Origin of the sequence: Rhodanobacter sp. Root561 (assembly GCF_001427365.1) — a bacterium.
Taxonomy (GTDB): domain Bacteria; phylum Pseudomonadota; class Gammaproteobacteria; order Xanthomonadales; family Rhodanobacteraceae; genus Rhodanobacter.
In genome coordinates this window covers 1-18,834 of the sequence record NZ_LMGH01000001.1, presented here as the reverse complement: position 1 = coordinate 18,834, position 18,834 = coordinate 1, and the positions used below count along the sequence as shown (strand labels likewise).

At 66.3% G+C, this 18,834-nt stretch carries 14 protein-coding genes; 5 read left to right on the top strand and 9 right to left on the bottom strand.

Annotated elements, in window-relative coordinates:
- The first annotated feature begins 145 nt into the window (after window positions 1-145).
- On the top strand, window positions 146-1,906 hold the full coding sequence (locus ASD55_RS00075; RefSeq protein ID WP_056762763.1) for an SLC13 family permease: 1,761 nt from the start codon (window positions 146-148) through the stop codon (window positions 1,904-1,906).
- A gap of 327 nt (window positions 1,907-2,233) precedes the next feature.
- On the opposite strand, the gene ASD55_RS00070 is transcribed toward ASD55_RS00075, so the two are convergent.
- Window positions 2,234-3,211: a YafY family protein gene (locus ASD55_RS00070; protein WP_056762760.1), complete on the bottom strand. Its 978-nt coding sequence runs from the start codon at window positions 3,209-3,211 to the stop codon at window positions 2,234-2,236.
- Window positions 3,212-3,315: 104 nt separating this feature from the next.
- Between ASD55_RS00070 and ASD55_RS00065 the strand changes: the two genes are divergently transcribed.
- The gene (locus ASD55_RS00065; protein WP_056762757.1) at window positions 3,316-4,236 is read left to right on the top strand and encodes a hypothetical protein; all 921 of its coding nucleotides are present in this window, start codon (window positions 3,316-3,318) and stop codon (window positions 4,234-4,236) included.
- Window positions 4,237-4,317: 81 nt separating this feature from the next.
- Complete coding sequence (locus ASD55_RS00060; protein WP_056714599.1) at window positions 4,318-5,124, top strand: DUF481 domain-containing protein; 807 nt, start codon at window positions 4,318-4,320, stop codon at window positions 5,122-5,124.
- An 87-nt stretch (window positions 5,125-5,211) separates the two neighbouring features.
- On the opposite strand, the gene hemC is transcribed toward ASD55_RS00060, so the two are convergent.
- Window positions 5,212-6,126, bottom strand: a complete 915-nt coding sequence (gene hemC / locus ASD55_RS00055; protein ID WP_056762754.1) for a hydroxymethylbilane synthase — start codon at window positions 6,124-6,126, stop codon at window positions 5,212-5,214.
- Between the two features lie 133 nt (window positions 6,127-6,259).
- Between hemC and ASD55_RS00050 the strand changes: the two genes are divergently transcribed.
- Window positions 6,260-7,015: a Bax inhibitor-1/YccA family protein gene (locus ASD55_RS00050; protein ID WP_056762748.1), complete on the top strand. Its 756-nt coding sequence runs from the start codon at window positions 6,260-6,262 to the stop codon at window positions 7,013-7,015.
- Window positions 7,016-7,077: 62 nt separating this feature from the next.
- Here the strand turns inward: ASD55_RS00050 and tkt are convergent, their stop codons facing one another.
- The 7 genes from tkt to ASD55_RS00015 all read right to left on the bottom strand — a co-directional run bounded on the left by tkt (window position 7,078) and on the right by ASD55_RS00015 (window position 16,826).
- The gene (gene tkt, locus ASD55_RS00045; protein WP_056764360.1) at window positions 7,078-9,126 is read right to left on the bottom strand and encodes a transketolase; all 2,049 of its coding nucleotides are present in this window, start codon (window positions 9,124-9,126) and stop codon (window positions 7,078-7,080) included.
- A gap of 150 nt (window positions 9,127-9,276) precedes the next feature.
- On the bottom strand, window positions 9,277-10,923 hold the full coding sequence (gene pgm, locus ASD55_RS00040) for a phosphoglucomutase (alpha-D-glucose-1,6-bisphosphate-dependent) (RefSeq protein WP_056762742.1): 1,647 nt from the start codon (window positions 10,921-10,923) through the stop codon (window positions 9,277-9,279).
- Between the two features lie 93 nt (window positions 10,924-11,016).
- Window positions 11,017-12,669 (bottom strand): glucose-6-phosphate isomerase, encoded by a 1,653-nt coding sequence (gene pgi / locus ASD55_RS00035; protein WP_056762740.1) that lies wholly within the window; start codon window positions 12,667-12,669, stop codon window positions 11,017-11,019.
- Window positions 12,666-13,769, bottom strand: coding sequence for a transaldolase (gene tal / locus ASD55_RS00030; RefSeq protein WP_056762739.1), 1,104 nt, complete (start codon window positions 13,767-13,769; stop codon window positions 12,666-12,668). Before tal ends, pgi begins: the two co-directional genes overlap by 4 nt.
- Window positions 13,770-13,798: 29 nt before the next feature.
- A complete protein-coding gene (locus tag ASD55_RS00025) occupies window positions 13,799-14,527 on the bottom strand; it encodes an HAD family hydrolase (RefSeq protein WP_056762738.1) in 729 nt (242 codons plus the stop codon).
- A complete protein-coding gene (zwf, locus tag ASD55_RS00020; protein ID WP_056714577.1) occupies window positions 14,521-15,927 on the bottom strand; it encodes a glucose-6-phosphate dehydrogenase in 1,407 nt (468 codons plus the stop codon). The genes ASD55_RS00025 and zwf overlap by 7 nt, the downstream gene beginning before the upstream one ends.
- A 656-nt stretch (window positions 15,928-16,583) precedes the next feature.
- Window positions 16,584-16,826, bottom strand: coding sequence for a DUF6429 family protein (locus tag ASD55_RS00015; protein WP_056764358.1), 243 nt, complete (start codon window positions 16,824-16,826; stop codon window positions 16,584-16,586).
- A gap of 589 nt (window positions 16,827-17,415) precedes the next feature.
- Between ASD55_RS00015 and ASD55_RS00005 the strand changes: the two genes are divergently transcribed.
- Entirely contained in the window at window positions 17,416-18,486 is a 1,071-nt protein-coding gene (locus ASD55_RS00005) for an IS110 family transposase (RefSeq protein ID WP_056762734.1), read from the top strand.
- Window positions 18,487-18,834 lie beyond the last annotated feature (348 nt).

Below are 18,834 nucleotides of genomic sequence, written 5' to 3'. Positions count from 1 at the left end.
CGCGAGCGAGGGTGGTGGTGGCTGGTTAGTATGATCAGGGCTGCGGCACCTGGCTGGCGGCAACGAACATGGAATCGTGCATGGCTCTTTCATCACCCGCTTCTGCCCGAAAGCCCAGCCGCGTGCGCGGGCCGGAGCTTGCTGCGTGAACTGGCAGGCCTGGGCGACCGTGGCGGTGATCGCGCTGGCGATGACGCTGTTCGCCAGCGAGAAGCTGCGCATCGACCTGGTCGCCCTGCTGGTGCTGGCGACCCTGGTGATCCTCGGCATCGTCACGCCGGTGGAAGCGCTCAGCGGCTTCAGCAACGAGGCCACGGTGACGGTGGCGGCGATGTTCGCGCTGAGCCTGGGCATCGAGCGTTCCGGCGCGCTGGAACCGCTGAGCCACTGGCTGATGCGGATCAGGCGCCCCTGGCTGCTGACCCTGGCGCTGATGCTGGCGATCGCGCCGCTGGGCGCCTTCGTCAAGAACATCGCCCTGGTCGCCACCTTCCTGCCGCTGGCGCTGCGCGTGTGCCAGCGCACGCATACGCCGCCGGGCCGCGTACTGATGCCGATGGCCTACGCCGCGCAGATGGGTGGCGTGTGCACCCTGATCGGCACCTCGTCCAACCTGCTCGCCGACACGCTGGCGCAGAAGCACGGCATGGCGGCGTTCGGCGTGTTCGAGTTCACCCGCATGGGCGTGATCCTCGCCGTGGTCGGCATCCTCTATCTGATGCTGGTCGGGCGCTGGCTGCTGCCGCGCCACATCGATGCGGAGATGCCGGAGCAGGAAGACATCGGCAAGTACGTCACCGAGCTGGAGGTAACCGAGCAATCGTCGCTGGTCGGCGGCAGCATCGCCGATGCGAAGCTGGGCGAGCGTTATGGCGTCTATCCGCTGGAGTTGTTGCGGGGCGAGAAGCGCATGTGGTCGCCGCGCAGCCAGGAGATCGCCGTGGGCGACGTGCTGCTGGTCCGCGGTGACTGGGAAAAGATCGAGGAATTCCAGCGCCGTACCGGCCTGCGCAACGCACCGGACCGGCGTTATGCCAAGGGCGACGACCGCTCGCGGGTGATGGTGGAGCTGATGGTGGCGCCGGCCAGCCCGATGGAAAGCCGGCGGCTCGACGAGACTGGCCTGAACTGGCGCTATGACGCGGTCGCCCTGGCCATCCATCGGCGCGGCCAGCTGTTGCGCGACAAGCTCAGCGACGTCAGTCTCGCGGTAGGTGACGTGCTGCTGGTGCTGGTGGACGACGACGCACTGTCAAACCTGCGCAACGACGAGGCCTTCATCGTGCTGAGCGAGCGCGAGGAAACGCATCGCACGCCGCGCAAGGCGTTCTACGCGGCCGCCATCATGGCCGGCGTGGTGGTGGCCTCGGGCCTGCACTGGCTGCCGATTCCGATCGCGGCGATCTGCGGCGCCATCGCCATGGCGCTGACCGGCTGCTTCGGCCGCAAGGATGTCTACGAAGGCATCGACTGGAAGATCATCATCCTGCTCGGCGCGATCCTGCCCCTGGGCATCGCGATCGAGCGCAGCGGCCTGTCGCAGGAACTGGTGCAGATGGGCCTGGGCGTGGTCGGCGAACACGGCCCGCTGGCCGCCCTGCTGATGGTCTATCTGCTCACCGCCCTGCTTACCGAGCTGATGGGACACAACCCCTCGGTGGTGCTGATGGTGGGCATCGCGGTGTCGGTCGCCCACGCGATGAAGGTGGACCCCCGGCCATTCGTGGTGGCGGTGGCGTTCGCCGCGGCGACGTCATTCGCCACCCCGGTCGGCTATCCCACCAACACCATGGTCTATTACGCCGGCGGCTATCGCTTCACCGACTTCATGAAGGTGGGTATCCCGCTGATCCTGATCTTCTGCGTGCTGTCGATGTGGCTGATTCCGAAGTTCTGGCCGTTTTAATAGAGCTAAAGCGCCTCTTGCGTTTGCCCCCTCTCCCCGCAGGGGGGGAGGCCGCTTCAATAAAGCAAAGCGCATTTCGCGTTTGCTCCCTCTCCCTCCGGGAGAGGGTTGGGGAGAGGGTGCCCCAATACGCCGCGATGCGCTTCTTTGCGTTTGCTCCCCCGCCTGGAACCAGCATCGAAGCCGACTTCGAACAAGTTTCGTCGTACACCCGCCCTCACCTCAATCCTCTCCCGGGGGGAGAGGAGGCGAACGTGCCGTGCGGGAGTCGCCACATCGTGCATTCGGGACGGGCGAGCGTCGCTGAGGGGTGGTGGCTATATTTTTTTATTGAGCGTATCCGCCCAATGCCAGCTGCAGCAGGATCTTCATCTCCTCGCGCAGTGACATGGGCGTCACGATCTCCGCATCCGGGCCGTACTTGAGCACGTCCATCAGCAGCTCTTTCGAGTTGGAGTAGGGCAGCTTCAGTTCGTAGCGGCCGTCGGGCAGCCATTCGCCCTTCTGCTGCGAGTGCCAGTGTTCGTCGGCGACCCAGCGTGCCGCGTGCGACGAGAAGCGGATGGTGGCCCAGGCCTTGGGCTTGCCCGCGAAGATGCCGTAGCTGGAGGCGAGCAGTTCGTTGAGGTCGCTGTCGGGGACGTCGATGGCGGCGCTGTCCAGCGCGTGCGCCTCGGCCATGCGGTCGACGGCGAAGCTGCGCAGCGCTTCGCGGTCGTGATCCCACACGTCCAGGTACCAGTTGTCGCGGTAATGGGTCAGCCGCTGCGGCGACACCGTGCGGCGGCTGTCGGCATTGGTGGTGCGCGCGCGATAGCGGAAGCGCAGCTGCTGGCGCTGCAGCACCGCGCCGGCCACCGTGCGGAACACCTGCTGGTCGAGCTTGCGCTCGCCCCAGGGAATCACCCTGATCCGCTCGATCGGCAACGCCTTGCCGTTGTCGTGGTTGGAAAGCAGGCCCTCGATGCGCGATTTGAACGGCGCCAGTGCGCCGGCCAGCACGCCGGGGCCGGAGCGGCCGATCAGCTCGTTCAGCGCCAGCAGGGCGGCCAGCTCGTCGGAGGTCAGCCACAGGCCGGGCAGTTCGAACTTCTCACCTTCGCCCAGCTCGTAGCGGAAAGCGGCGGCCTGGTCGTTGCCGCCGCTTTCGATCGGCGCGCGCAATGCATCGCGCAAGAAGGCCACGTCGCGGTACAGCGTGGCACGCGAACATTCCAGTTCGTCGAGCAGGCGCGGCAGCGGTATCGGGTAGTGCGCCGACTTCAGCAGTCGGTGCAGGGTCAGTATGCGTTCGTAGCGATCCATGGGGCGTCGGCGTTTCGTCGATGGCAGGCCTTGTGTAGCATGGAGGCGGCCTGCGTTGCTCACAAGTCGCCGCCGGCACGGTCGAAACCAGCATCGGATGCCTCATGTCGCCCAGCCGCGAATTGCCGACAGACGTCACCAGCACGCACGACCGCTCCCATGCCGGGACGACGCGATCCAGTTACGCCGAGATCCTGCTGCGCGTGCTGGCGGTCAGCGGCTACGGCTTGTGGATCTGGCTGGGCATGGGCCTGACCCTGGGCATGAACCAGATCGGCAACGGTGCGATGCAGATGCCGCTGGTGCTGGGCACGGCGCTGGTGTGCGCGGGCCTGGCCCTGGGCGGCTTGCGTCTTTCGGCGAACACCGCGTGGTACGGCGGGCCGCCGGCGGAACGCCGCTGGCCCAAACGGGCGGCGTGGATGGCGCTGGCCTGTTTCCTGCCCGTGCTGTTGCTGCTGGTGCTGGGTGATGGACACGGACACGTGTTGTCGATGCGCATGGCCGGGGTCGCCCTGCTGCTGTGCAGCCTGGTCAGCCTGGTGCACAGCGCGTACCGCTTCCGCAGCCAGCTTTCACCCGACCTGCAGCGGATGTCCTCCTCCCTGCCGGTCAGCCGGCTGGTCACCGCCTGGTATGGCGGCGGTCTGTGGCTGTGGCTGTGCGTGATGATGCAGGGCGGGCCAGGCCCCGACGGCGCCTATCCGTGGATCCTGCTGTTGCTGGCGCTGGCCCTGCTGCTGGGCCTGCTCGAAGGCATGCGCTGGCAGTCGTTGGCGCCGGCCCAGGGCAGCGACCATGACCTGTACGTCCAGCACCTGTCGTTGCCCCGCGTCGCCGCCGCGCTGCTGATCTACGTGCTGCCCTGCGCGGCCCTGCTGTTCACTGACCGATTCGGCGGCGGGCTGCTGGCGTCCGCGCTGGCCGTTCCCAGTTGCCTGCTCGGCAAGATGATCGAGCAGCATGTCTATGAAACGGCCCTGGCGCGGGGGTTTCCCGCTGGCGGAATGAATCCGTTCCCGTGATTTTCCGGAACGTTCATTGGCAGTTCAAACCGCCACGTTAAGGTAGCGGCCTTACCATCTTTTAACAAATGGATCGCCCCGATGAAAAAGACCCTGATCGCCGGCCTGCTGCTGGCCGCCTTCTCGAGCTTCGCCGTCCAGGCCCAGGATACCGACACCCAGGCCGCCAACGGCGGCTGGAGTGGCTCGGGCGAATTCGGTTTCGCCTCGTCCACCGGCAATTCGCGCTCGGAGAACATCAACGCCAAGCTCGGCCTGAGTCAGGAAAACGAGCAGTGGAAGAACAACTTCTTCGTCGACGCGCTGCGCTCGAAGAGCCAGCAGACCCTGGTCGACACCGACGGCAACACGATCAAGCAGTTCAACACCACCGCGAACCGCTATGACGGCGGTGCCTCGGTCGGCCTCAAGCTCGACCCGCGCAGCTACATCGTGGGCGCCGCTCGCTACGAGCACGACGACTTCGGCGCCAACCTGTGGCAGGGCATCGTCTCGCTGGGTTACGGCTACATCGCGCTGAAGGACGGCCGCAACGAGCTGTCGTTCGAAATCGGCCCCGGTTACAAGCGCTACCGCCCGGCCGATGTGGATGTGGTGGTCGACGGTGCGGTGGTGCACCAGCAGCAGCCGACCGAGAGCGAAATGGTCGGCCGCGGCCTGATCAACTACAAGTTCAAGCTCACCGAGAACACCGCGTTCGAGGATACCTTCCTGATGGAAGCGGGCTCCAAGAACACCTACCTGCAGAACGACGCGGGCCTCGCCGTCAGCATGACCAAGAAGCTGGCGCTGAAGGTGGGTTTCCAGCTCCGCCACAACAGCGACGTGCTGCCCGGCACCAAGAAGACCGACACGCTGACCACGACGAACCTGGTTTACAGTTTCTGAGGGAAGAGCGGGAGCAGGGATCGGGGAACGGGGAACGGGAAACGGGAAGAGCGCGAAGCTCAGAGTCCTTGTTCCCCTTTCCCGCTTCTACCCCAGCATCTCGCCCGCGCCCTGCGCCAGCAGGGCTTCGGCTACCTGCCGACCCAGGGACTCCGCTTGTTCCCCGGGGCTGCTTGCTTCGGCATGCAGCAGGCGGCCGCTGCTCGCGTCACCGACCAGTCCGCGCAGGTGCAGGCCGTGTTCGCCGAGCATGCACCACGCACCCACCGGCACCGTGCAACTGCCGCCCAGCGCATGGTTCATCGCGCGCTCGGCGGTGACGGTGAGGCGGGTGTCGGCGTCGTCCAGCGCGGCCAGCAAGGCGAGCACGGCCGGCTGGTCGCCGCGTGCCTCGATCGCGATCGCCGCCTGGCCCGGTGCCGGCAGCCAGTCCGGTGCGGCCAGTCGCGAACGGATGCGCGTGGCCAGGCCCAGTCGTTCCAGCCCGGCGCAGGCCAGCACGATCGCGTCGTAGTCGCCGGCGTCGAGCTTGCCCAGCCGCGTGCCCACGTTGCCGCGCAGATCCAGCAGCTGAAGATCCGGCCGCAACGCCCGCAATTGCGCCTGCCGGCGCAGCGAGGAAGTGCCCACCCGGGCGCCTTGGGGCAGTGACGCCAGCTCGGCGTGGTCGTTGCTGACGAAGGCATCCGCCGCGTCCGCGCGGGGCAGGATCGCCGGCAGCACGAAGCCGGGTTCCAGTTCCGCCGGCACGTCCTTCAGGGAATGCACGGCCAGATCCGCGCGGCCTTCCAGCATCGCCACTTCCAGTTCCTTCAGGAACAGCCCCTTGCCGCCGATCGTGGCCAGCGGCTTGTCCAGGATCTCGTCGCCGCGCGTGCTCATCGGCACCAGCTCCACCGTCAGCCCCGGGTGCGTCGTGCGCAGCAACGCGGCGACGTGCTCGGCCTGCCACAGCGCGAGCGCGCTCTTGCGGGTGGCGATACGCAGGGTGGAAGGATTCATCAGGGCTCCGCGAGGTTCAACGAGCGCTCATTGTCGCGTAGTTTCCGCGCCGCGGCGCAACGGCGAATTGGCGCAGGAGGCTGCAAAACCGCGATGGACCGGGCTAGGATGGGGGAAACCTCGGGAGCAGATCATGCAAAGCGGCAATCCGGCGCTCAACAAGAACACCTTCCTCGACGCCGCCAGCGGGGCCGTGGTCACCCGCAGCGACGACGCGATGACGATCAATGGCACGGTCAACAAGACCGGACTGCTGCTGTTGCTGGTACTGGTGGGTGCGTTCGTCAGCTGGAGCCGCTTCAGCGGCCCGGACAGCCTGCCCACGATCATGCCGCTGGTGCTTGGCGGCTGCATCGGCGGCCTGGTGCTCGGCCTGGTCACCGTGTTCAAGAAGACCTGGGCGCCTTACACCGCGCCGCTGTACGCGGTGGCCGAGGGCCTGTTCATCGGCGCGCTGTCGGCGATCTTCGAGATGCGTTATCCGGGCATCGTGATCCAGGCGGTGGGGCTGACCTTCGGCACCATGGCGGCGATGCTGCTGGCCTACCGCAGCGGCCTGATTCGCGCCACCGAGAAGTTCAAGCTCGGCGTGGTCGCCGCCACCGGCGGCATCTTGCTGCTGTACCTGGCCAATTTCGCGATGGGCTTCTTCGGCCATTCGATGGGCTTCATCAATGGCAGCAGCATGCTGGGCATCGGCTTCAGCGCCGTGGTGGTGGTGATCGCCGCGATGAACCTGATCCTCGACTTCGACCTGATCGAAACCGGTGCCCAGTCCGGCGCACCGAAGTATATGGAGTGGTACGGCGCGTTTGCGCTTGTGGTCACCCTGGTCTGGCTGTACCTGGAACTGCTGCGCCTGCTGTCGAAATTGCAGTCGCGCAACTGAGCATCTGAAACAACGAGGCCGACGGATCGCTGCGATCCGCCGGCCTCGTCGTGTCCGCGGGTCTATTTGCCCAGCAGCGCCTTTGCCCGCTTCACCACGTTGTCGACGGTGAAGCCGAATTCCTGCAGCAGCTTTTCCGCCGGCGCGGAGGCGCCGAAGTGGTCGATGCCGAGCACGTCGCCGCGCTCGCCCACGTAGCGCAGCCAGCCTTGCGTGGCGCCCATTTCCACGGCCAGCCTGGCGCCCACGTCCGGTGGCAGCACCACGTCGCGGTAGCTTTGCGGCTGCGCGTCGAACAGCTCCCAGCTGGGCATCGAAACGCAGCGCACGGACACGCCGCCCGCCTGCAACTTGTCCGCGGCAGCAAGGATCAGGCTGACTTCCGAGCCGCTGGCGATGAGGATCAACGCCGGCTTGCCGTCGGCGGCGTCGCGCAGGTTATAGGCGCCGTGACGCAAACCCTCGGCGCCGGCATGTTGCGTGCGGTCAAGCGTCGGCACTTTCTGCCGGGTCAGCGCCAGCGCCACCGGATGCTTCTTCGAGCTCACCGCGACGCGCCAGGCCTCGGCCGTCTCGTTGGCGTCGGCGGGACGGATCACGGTGAGGTTGGGGATCGCGCGCAGACTGGCCAGCTGTTCGATCGGCTGGTGGGTGGGGCCGTCCTCGCCCAGCGCCACGCTGTCGTGGGTGAACACATGCACCACGTGCAGCCCCATCAGCGCGGCCAGCCGGATCGCCGGGCGCATGTAGTCGGAGAAGATCAGGAAGGTGGCGTCGAACGGGATGAAACCGCCATGCGCGGCCAGGCCGTTGCTGATCGCGGCCATCGCGTGTTCGCGCACGCCGTAGTGGAAGTTGCGGCCGGCGCGGCTCCAGCCGCCGCCGTCGGAGCCTTCGGTGTCCTCGCCCGGGACGACGGCCGGGTTGAAGTCGCCCAGGCCCTTCAGCGCGGTGAAGGTGGACGGATCGAGGTCGGCCGAACCGCCGCACAGCGCCGGCAGTTTCTTCGCGAACGCGTTCATCACCTGGCCGCCGGCCACGCGGGTGGCCAGGCCCTTCGGGTCGGCGGGGAACTGCGGGATGTCCGCGTCCCAGCCCTGCGGCAGCTCGCCACCGAGGCGGGCGCGCAACTCGCTGGCCAGCTCGGGGAAGGCCGCCGCGTAGGCGCTCATCCGCTCGTCCCAGTCCGACTGGGCTTTCGCGCCACGCTCGAGCGCCTCGCGCATGTGCGCCAGCGCGGGCTCGGGCACCAGGAAGTCCGGTTCCACCGGCCAGCCCAGGTTCTGCTTGGTCTTCTTCACGTCCTCCACGCCCAGTGGCGAGCCGTGCGCCTTGTAGCTGTCCTGCTCGGGCGAGCCGTAGCCGATGTGCGTGCGCACCAGGATCAGCGATGGCCGGCTGGTGTCCTCGCGGGCGGCGCGCAGGGCGGCATGAATCGCGTCCACGTCGTTGCCGTCATCGACATGGATGGTCTGCCAGCCATACGCGTCGAAGCGTGCGCCCCGATCTTCCGAGAACGTCATGTCGGTGCCGGCCGAGAGCGTCACGTAGTTGTCGTCGTACAGGCAGATCAGCTTGCCCAGCTTGAGATGGCCGGCCAGCGACGCGGCCTCGCTGGCCACGCCTTCCATCAGGTCGCCGTCGCTGACGATGGCGTAGGTGTGGTGGTCGATGATGCGATGGCCTTCGCGGTTGTAGGTCGCCGCCAGCTGCGCCTCGCCCAGCGCCATGCCCACCGCATTGGCCAGGCCCTGGCCGAGCGGGCCGGTGGTGACTTCGACGCCGGGCGTATGGCCGTACTCGGGATGGCCGGGCGTCTTGCTGCCCCACTGGCGGAACTGCTTGATGTCATCCAGCGACACGTCGTAGCCGCTGGCGAACAGCAGGCTGTACAGCAGCGCCGAGCCGTGGCCGGCGGACAGCACGAAGCGATCACGGTCGGCCCAGTGCGGATCGGCCGGATGGAACTTCATGTGTCGTGTCCACAACACATAAGCCATCGGCGCCGCGCCCAGCGGCAGCCCGGGGTGGCCGCTGTCGGCCTTCTGCACCATGTCCACCGACAGGAAGCGAAGCATGTTGATGCATTGCTGGTCGAGGTCGTGGGACATGATGTTCTCCAGTGTGGGGGAATGGTGCGAGGCAACCACCGTCATCCCCGCGAAAGCGGGGATCCGGTGCCTCTCCCTGTCGGCGGCCTTGAGGTCACTGGATTCCCGCTTTCGCGGGAATGACGTCGCCCAGAAGACCCAAGCCCACGATCAGGCGAGCGCGGCGTCGACGATCTTCTGTGCCTCGTCGAGCAGGCTCTTGAGGTGTTCTTCGCTCTTGAAGCTTTCCGCGTAAATCTTGTAAATCGCTTCGGTGCCGGACGGCCGGGCGGCGAACCAGCCGTTGGCGGCGACCGCCTTGATGCCGCCGATCGCAGCATCGTTGCCCGGCGCCTTGTCCAGTACCTGCTCGATCTTCTCGCCGGCGAGCTGGTCGCTCTTCAGCTGGTCGGGCGACAGCTTCGACAGCTTCGCCTTCTGCGCGGGCGTGGCCGCCGCCTCGAGACGGTTGGCGTACGGCCGGCCCAGCTCGCCGGTGAGCCGGTCGAACAGCTCGCCCGGGTCGCGGCCTTCGCGTGCGGTGATCTCGGCGGACAGCAGCGCCGGCACCAGGCCGTCCTTGTCGGTGGTCCAAACCGAACCGTCGTGGCGCAGCAGCGAGGCGCCCGCGCTTTCCTCGCAGCCGAAGCCCAGCGCGCCGTCGAACAGTCCTGCGGAGAACCACTTGAAGCCCACCGGCACTTCATACAGCTGGCGACCCAGCCGCTTCACCACGCGATCGATCAGCGCGGTGGTGACCACGGTCTTGCCCACGGCGGCATTGCTGCTCCACTGCGGGCGGTGGCGGTACAGGTAGTCGATCAGCACCGACAGGTAATGGTTCGGCTCCATCAGGCCGCTGGAGCGGGTGACCACGCCATGGCGGTCATGGTCGGTGTCGCAGGCGAAGGCCACGTCGTACTGGTTCTTCAATCCGATCAGCCGCTGCATCGCGTATTTCGACGACGGGTCCATGCGGATCTTGCCGTCCCAGTCCACGCTCATGAAGGCGAACTGCGGATCGACCACCCCGCTGACCACGGTAAGGTCGAGTTTGTAGCGCTCGGCGATCGGCGCCCAGTAGTGCACGCCGGCGCCACCCAGCGGGTCGACGCCCATGTGCACGCCGGCGCTGCGGATGATGTCGAAGTCGATGATGCTGGCGAGGTCGGCGACGTAGCTGTTGAGGTAGTCGTGATCGTGCGTGGTCGCTGCCTTGCGCGCCTGCGCGAACGGCATGCGCTTCACGTCGTTCAGGCCGGCTTCAATCAGCGCGTTGGCGCGGTTCTCCACCCACTTGGTGATGTCGGTATCGGCCGGGCCGCCATTGGTGGGGTTGTACTTGAAGCCGCCGTTGTCGGGCGGGTTGTGCGAAGGCGTGATCACGATGCCGTCGGCCAGCCCCGTGGTGCGACCACGGTTGTAGACCAGGATCGCGTGCGAGATTGCCGGCGTGGGGGTGAACTCGCCGCCGCTGGAGACCATTACGTCCACGCCGTTCGCCGCCAGCACTTCCAGCGCACTCTCGAACGCCGGCTGCGACAGCGCATGGGTGTCCGCGCCGATGAACAGCGGCCCGTCGATGCCTTTGGACTTGCGGTACTCGCAGATCGCCTGGCTGATCGCCAGGATGTGCCACTCGTTGAAACTGCCGTCGAGCGAGCTGCCCCGATGACCCGAGGTGCCGAACGCCACGCGCTGCGCGGGCACCGAGGGATCGGGCTTGAGGTCGGCATATGCGGCGAGCAGTTTCACCACGTCGACCAGGATCGACTGCGGTGCCGGCTTGCCGGCGAGGGGGCTGATCTTCTGGCTCATGGGTTCTCTGGAGTGATGCGACGGGTGGGCGTATTTCGCAGGAGCGCACGCTGTCCGAAGGGAGTCCCGTGGACAGCGTGCGCTCCCGTACCGTCAGGGATGACTGTCGCGCAGCTGGCGGTAGCGACGAATCAGGGTATTGGTGGAGCTGTCGTGGTGCAGTGAGGGCTCGTCCTTCGCGATCAGTTCGGCGATGGTGGTTTTTGCCAGCTGCTTGCCCAGCTCCACGCCCCACTGGTCGAACGAATCGATGTCCCAGATCACGCCCTGCACGAACACGCTGTGCTCGTACAGGGCGATCAGCGTGCCCAGGCTGTGCGGCGTCAGCTTCGCGGCGAGGATCGTGCTGCTGGGGCGATTGCCCTCGAACGTGCGATGCGCCACCAGGGCCTCGGCGGTGCCTTCGGCGCGCACTTCGTCGGCGGTCTTGCCGAACGCCAGCGCCTCGCCCTGGGCGATCAGGTTGGCCATCAGCAGGTCGTGCTGGTCGCCGCCGCCCTGGGCGGGGATCGGGTTCAGGGTCTGGCCGAAACCGATGAAGTCGCACGGCACGACGTGGGTGCCCTGGTGGATCAGCTGGTAGAACGAATGCTGGCCGTTGGTGCCCGGCTCGCCCCAGTAGATCGGCCCGGTAGCGTAGTCGACGGCCGCGCCGTCCAGCGTCACGTGCTTGCCGTTGCTCTCCATCGTCAGTTGCTGCAGGTAGGCGGGAAAGCGCTTCAGGTATTGCTCGTACGGCAGCACCGCCACCGTGGCGGCGCCCAGGAAGTTGGCGTTCCAGACGCCCAGCAGGCCCATGATCGCCGGCAGGTTGTGCTGCAGCGGGGTGTGCCGGAAATGCTCGTCCATCGCGTGGAAGCCGGCCAGCATCTCGCGGAAACCGTGCGCGCCGATCGCCAGCATGGTGGACAGGCCGATCGCCGAATCCATCGAATAGCGCCCGCCGACCCAGTCCCAGAAGCCGAACATGTTGGCGGTGTCGATGCCGAACTTCGCCACGCCTTCGGCGTTGGTGGAGACCGCCACGAAGTGCTTTGCCACCGCGCTTTCCTCGCCCAGCGCCGCCACGCTCCACGCGCGCGCCGCGTGCGCGTTGGTCAGGGTTTCCAGCGTGGTGAAGGTCTTCGAGCAGACGATGAACAGCGTCTCGGCCGGGTCCAGGTCGCGCACCGCTTCGGCGAAGTCGGTGCCGTCGACGTTGGAGACGAAGCGGAACGTCATGTCGCGTCGGCTGTAATCGCGCAGCGCTTCGTAGGCCATCACCGGGCCCAGGTCCGAGCCGCCGATGCCGATGCTGATCACGTTGCGGATCGGCTTGCCGCTGTGGCCCTTCCACGCGCCGCTGCGCACCTGTTCCGAGAACGCGGCCATGCGGTCGAGCACCGCGTGCACGTCCGCCACCACGTCGTGGCCGTCGACCAGGATCTGCTCGCCGCGTGGCGCGCGCAGCGCCGCGTGCAGCACGGCGCGATCCTCGGTGGTATTGATCTTGCGGCCGCTGAACATCGCCTCGACGCGCTGCGGCAGCTGGCGGGCGCCGGCCAGTTCGCACAGCAGGCGCAGCGTGTCGGCGTCCACGCGCTGCTTGGAGTAGTCGAGGTACAAGCCCACCGCCTCGACGGTCAGCGCCTCGCCGCGTTTCGGATCGGCGACGAACAGCTCGCGCAGGTGCTTGCCGCCGATGTCCTGGAAATGCCGCTGCAAGGCCTGCCACTGCGGCAGGCCGGTCAAGGTCGCCTGGCTCATTTCAGTACGGCCCCGTTGGACTTCTCTGCCAGTTGGCGGGCCTTCCCGGCGATGCCGTCGAGCAGGTGGTGCCACGACTTGACGAAGGCTTCGGCGCCTTCGCGCTGCAGCGTGAGTGCCAGCTGCTCGATGTCCACGCCGGCCGCACTGATGCGCGCGAGCACCGCGTCGGCATCACCGCCGTCCACGTCCATCACCCCGTGCAGCTGGCCGTGGTCGGCGAAGGCGTGCAGGGTCTTCTCCGGCATCGTGTTGATGGTCTCCGGCGCGGCGAAGGCGCTGATGTACAGCGTGTCGGATGCGTTGGGATCCTTGGTGCCGGTGCTGGCCCACAGCAGCCGTTGCGGCATCGCGCCGGCGTCGGCCAGCTTCTGCCAGCGCGGCGAGGCCAGCATCTGCCGGTAGGCGCGATAGGTCTGCTGGCCCACCGCGATGCCCAGCTTGTTGTGCAGCTCGTCGGGCAGCTGCTTGTTGCTGGCCACGTCCCAGCGACTGATGAACAGCGAGGCCACCGAGCCCACCCTGGGGTCCAGTCCGGCCTGCAGGCGGCGCTCGATGCCGCGCATGTAGGCCTCGCTCACGGCCTCGTACTGGGCGCAGGAGAACAGCAAGGTCACGTTGATCGGAATGCCCAGGAAGATCGCTTCCTCGATCGCCGGCACGCCTTCGGGCGTGCCGGGAATCTTCACGAACAGGTTGTCGCGCCGCCCCTTGTGGTGGATGTGGCGGGCTGCGGCGATCGAGCCGGCGGTGTCGGCGGCCAGCAGCGGCGAGACTTCCATCGAGACCCAGCCATCCACCTGGCCGGTCGACTCGAACACCGGCTGGAACAGGTCGGCCGCGCGGCGCAGGTCTTCCAGCGCCAGCTCGGTGAACAGCGCCTCGCCCTGCATGCCCACCAGCGACTTGGCATGGATGCCCGCGTCGTAGGCGTCGCCGCCGCTGATCGCCGCGTCGAAGATGCTGGGGTTGGAGGTCAGTCCGGTGATCGAATCCTCTTCGATGTAGCGCGCCAGCGTGCCGTCATCGAGCAGGGTGCGGGTGATGTTGTCCAGCCACAGGCTCTGGCCGAGGTCGTGCAATTGGCGGGTCGCTTTCATGCTTGCTCCATGTCGCTTCACAACGGGTTTCAGGGGGAGGTTCCATCAGCTGCCAGGGCGATGACCGGAGCCGCCGGCAGAAAGTCATCAAGCTTACGCCCGCGCAGATCGCCGATGCGAGCGATCGTGATGTCCGGCGCGGGGTCGACCGTTTCGCTGGCGGCCGCGTCGGCGTAATGCCCCTGGCGCACGAACACGGTGGTCAGCCGATGGCCCATCCGCTGCTTCATGGCGGCCAGGACCTGCGGCTTGTCGTCCACCATCACGTAGTGCGCGGCGGGGTAGCGCTGCTGCATCGCCACCAGCATCTGCTGCTTGTGCACGTACACCAGCACCTCGCCGCGCAGCGCCTGCCACAGCCCGGCGCGCTGGATCTTGCGCGGCTGGAACACCACGTCGCCGTCGGACAGGATCACCGTGGTGCCCAGCGTGCGCAGGTGCGCCACGGTGTCCAGCGCATGCGGATAGAGCCGGGTGGCGAACGGGTATTCAAGCAGGTAGTTCGACATCTGCAGCAGCGAGGGTTCGTTGTCCAGTCCGCTGCGGAAACGCTGCAGCGCGCCCAGGTAGTCGGCCACGCCGCCGAGCTGGCGCAGCTCCTCGTAGATCGCCCAGTAGCGTTCGCGCTCGGCCTCACCGAAGGCCGCGTCCAGGGTGTCGCTGAGGTCGCGGCCGAAGCGGTCGTTGTCGAGCAGGGTGTTGTCCACGTCCAGCAGGAACACCACGGCGGCGGATTCGGAGGTGCGGTCGGTCAACATGGCGTGCTCTGCTCCGGTCGGGTGTCGTGCCAGCCCTCATCATCGCTGACGATGGCGGCTGCCGCATCCGGGCCCCAGCTGCCCGGTTCATAGAACGCCACCGGCCCCTCATGGGCCAGCACCTGGTCGACCACCGCCCACGCCGCCTCGACGCATTCGTCGCTGGTGAACAGCCCGTTGTCGCCGCGGATCGCATCGCCCAGCAGGCGTTCGTACGGCGACTTCTCCGGTCCGGAATCGTGCCGCGCCACCAGCTCGACCGCCTCGCCCCGCATCTCCTCGCCCGGCTTCTTCACCCGCATGCCTTCGGCGATCACCACCTCCGGGCTGAGCCGGAAGCGGAAGTAGTTCGACTGCGGCGCGCCGATCGGGTCGAACACCGACAGCGGCGGCGTCTTCATGTCCACCAGCACCTGGGTGGTGGTCAGCGGCAACCGCTTGCCGGCGCGGATGTAGAACGGCACGCCGGCCCAGCGCCAGGTGTCGATGTGCAGGCACAGCGCCACGAAGGTCTCCACGTTGGAATCCGCAGCCACGCCCTCCACCTGCCGGTAGCCGTTGAATTGGCCACGCACCACCTCGGCCGGGTCCAGCGGACGCATCGCCCGGAACAGCCGCAGCTTCTCCGCGCGCAGGGCATCGGGGTCGTTGCCGATCGGTGCATCCATCGCCAGCAGCGAGGTCACCTGCAGCAGGTGGTTCTGCAGCACGTCGCGGATCGCGCCCACGCCCTCGTAGAAGCCGCCGCGGCCGTCCACGCCGAACTCCTCGGCCATGGTGATCTGCACGCGGTCCACGTAGCGGTTGTTCCACACCGGCTCCAGCACGGTGTTGGCAAAACGGAAATACAGCAGGTTCTGCACTGGCTCCTTGCCCAGGTAGTGATCGATGCGGAAGATCGCCGACTCCGGAAACACCTGGTGCAGGGTCCGGTTGAGCGCGCGGGCCGAGGCCAGGTCGCGGCCGAACGGCTTCTCCACCACGATCCGCGCATCGTCGGCGCAGCCGGCCTGCTTGAGCCCCTTCGCCACCACCCCGAACAGGCTGGGCGGAATGGCCAGGTAGTGCAGCGGCCGCTTCGCCTCGCCCAGCGCCTGTTTCAGGGCGGTGAACGTTGCCGCGTCGTTGTAATCGCCATCGACATAACGCAGGCACGCCGACAGCTTCTTGAACGCGGCCTCGTCCAGTTCGCCGCCGTCATGCTTCGCCGCCTCGACCAGGCTGTCGTGGGCGCGCTGCCGCAGCTGCTCCACGTCCCAGCCCGAATGCGCCACGCCGATGATCGGCAGATCCAGCCCGTCGCGCGTCATCATCGCCAGCAGGGCGGGAAAGATCTTCTTGTAGGCGAGGTCACCGGTGGCGCCGAAAAAGACCAGAGCGTCCGAACGAGGGGTCGGCATGAGGCGAATTTCTCCATGAGGGGGCGCAGCATCCCGGGCCTCGGGCGGTACGCGTGACAACGGTGCTGGCGCGCTGATGCACCACCTTCGCACCGAAGACCAAATCTACCCGCAAAGCCTGCACGCCAACAGGTTAAGTTGATGCATAAGACGCGCACCCATCCGGTCGAGACCGCCGCATGAACTTGCATCCTTGAAGACCGGGCAGTCCGATGCCCAACCACGCAGCGCGGGCCCTCACCCGGCTGGCGGAATGCCGGAGGAGTCGCGATGGGGCGCCCAGCCCGACGCGGTGAGAAACACGGTGCCGGTCACCTGTCGCGACGGGTGGCTGTCGGGATCGCCCGGCATTGCGCGCCGTCCGGAAAACGGGACCCTTCCCCCGGAGAACGACTCACCCAGAAGCACGTGTGGCTCGCACGGAAGCTGAGCCCGTACCAGCGCCTCCAACTGCTCGTATCCAAGCGGGCGATCCGGAGGGTAGGTCACAGCTCGCGCGGCAACACCCAGCGCGCTCAAGGACTCGCAGAACTCTGCGAGGAGTGCAGAGGTGCCATCAAGCCCGGGAAGAATCACGACGGCTGTCATGTCGCCTCTTGGAGTCTGACGCTTGAGTTGAGCGGAGGGAGGCGCAGCCGTCCGCCTCGAACGAGATGTCAGCCGGCATTGCCTGGGCTGGACGAAAAAAGCTGCTCTGCAACTTTACGGCCGCGCTCGAGCCCTTGTGGTGTGAGCCAGACCGACTTGTTCTTGCTTGCGGGGTTCTCGATGAAGTCCTGCGCATGAAGCCGATCCATTACGTCGAAGTCGAACCCCTTCCAAGCTCGCCCACCATCGAAGCTGAAAGCGGCGAGCAGTGCAAGTACAGCATCCTCGATTTTTGACTCATCGTAGGTCATGTCGGGAACCTCAAGGAGCAAGTGCCTCAGTATGACGGCTGACGCTGGAATTGAGCGGCGACGTAGCTGTCCGCCTTGAGCTAGATGTCAGGGGGCGGCTCCGTGCCCAACAACGTGAAGTCGCTCAGGAACCCAACGACAATGCTTCCATCTGCTTTCCTGCCCGCAGCCAGCTGCTTGCCCTGAGATGCCTCTGCTTGGATGAGTACGACCGGAATCGTTGTGTCGTTGTCATTGAAGTAGGCGTACTGCGGAATTGTGATTGACAACGGTGAGCCAACCACGCCATTGCCACCAATTGCAAAGCCAGCGCTACCGCTGTTTACGTCGGCTTGCGTAGCCGCACGCCCGGCAACAAAGCCGGTTCTTGGCAACGGGGGCCAAGCACCCACTGCACTCGCTGTGACGCTGCAGGCAGCGAGGAGCGGAATAGCAAGCCATGAAAGACGCACGTTTAGCCCCCTAACGCTGGAGTTAAGCGGCGGCGAAGCCGTCCGCCTTGAACGAGTAAAAAGAGACTTCCTCCCCCTAAGACCTCGAGGGCCATGATGGTGTTGCGAAACAACCGTCAACAGAAGAGGAAGTCTCCATGAGCACTATAACCATCGGCGTGGATTTGGCGAAGAGCGTGTTTTCCGTATGTGAGGTGGACGGCTCCGGACGCGTGTTGCGGCGGCAGGATCTGCGCCGTGACGCGTTCAGTGTGTGGCTGGCGCAGGTGCCGGCGGGCACGGTGGTGGCGATGGAGGCGTGCAGCGGATCACATCACTGGGCGCGGCGTTGCCTGGAATACGGCTTGCAGCCTCGGTTGATGGCCGCGCAGCTGGTCAAGCCGTATCGCAAAAGCCAGCACAGCAAGAACGATCGCAACGACGCCGAGGCGATTGCCACGGCAGCGCGTCAGGGCAACATGCACTTCGTGCCGATCAAGACCATCGACCAGCAGGCACGGCTGGGCTGGCATCGGGTGCGCGAAGGCTACAAGGCCGAGGCGCTGGCGATCAGCAACCGCTTGCGTGGGCTGCTGGCCGAGTTCGGCATCGTGATGGCCAAAAGCGACAAGGCGTTGCGACGTGTGTTGGCCGACCTGCACGAACAGACCACTCTGCCCGCCGAGTTCACGGCGTTGGTTCGTGATCTGGCCACGCACTGGGAGCAAGTCCGCACGGCCTTCGACGCGTGCGATGCACGCATCGAAGCCCATGCGCGTGATGACGAGCGATGCGTGCGCTTGCGTGGGATCGTTGGCGTCGGCGCGATCACGGCCGACGCGATGGTCGCCAGTCTCGGCAAGGCCCAGGAGTTTCGTAACGGACGGCAACTCTCCGCGTGGCTCGGCATGGTGCCCAGCCAATACTCCAGCGGCGGCCACACCCGACTGGGTGCGATCAGCTGTCGCGGCGATGGCTACTTGCGCACGCTGTTGATCCAGGGAGCGCGCAGCAGCTTGCAACGTGCCAAGGCCGTCGCTACGGAAAAGGCCACACCCGAACAGTTGTGGATACGTGCACTCGCAGGACGGCTACCGTTCGGCAAGGTACTCGTCGCCATCGCGAACAAACATGCACGCCAACTGTGGGTGATGCTGGCGCACGATGTGGACTACGACGCGAGTGCCAGCCTTCGTCACCCGATGCATCGCTCAGCTCAATCTGCCTGAAGTACCGAGTTCGTTTCATCGCCAGCGCGAAGTGGTAGACAACGGGTCAGACCCACCCGGAGAGAACCTGACTAACATTCTGGACGTCCAAACGTGTTTCGGCCGATCCCCGAACACCGACGACACCGTTGAACGAATGAGGTCTCCGGGCGCGGTTTATACCCTGGTCCGCATCAGCGGCATCGATGCAACAAGACCGTCTAAGGAAATGCAGTCTGGCAACGTTGCCATCCGCATTGCACTGGCACAGCAGCACCCGCATCAACGACAACACCGCCACCAGCGAAAGCCTGAAAGCTCAAGGCAAGAGCATCAAGCGCGTGGTATTGACGGGAAGTCTCCTAAGGA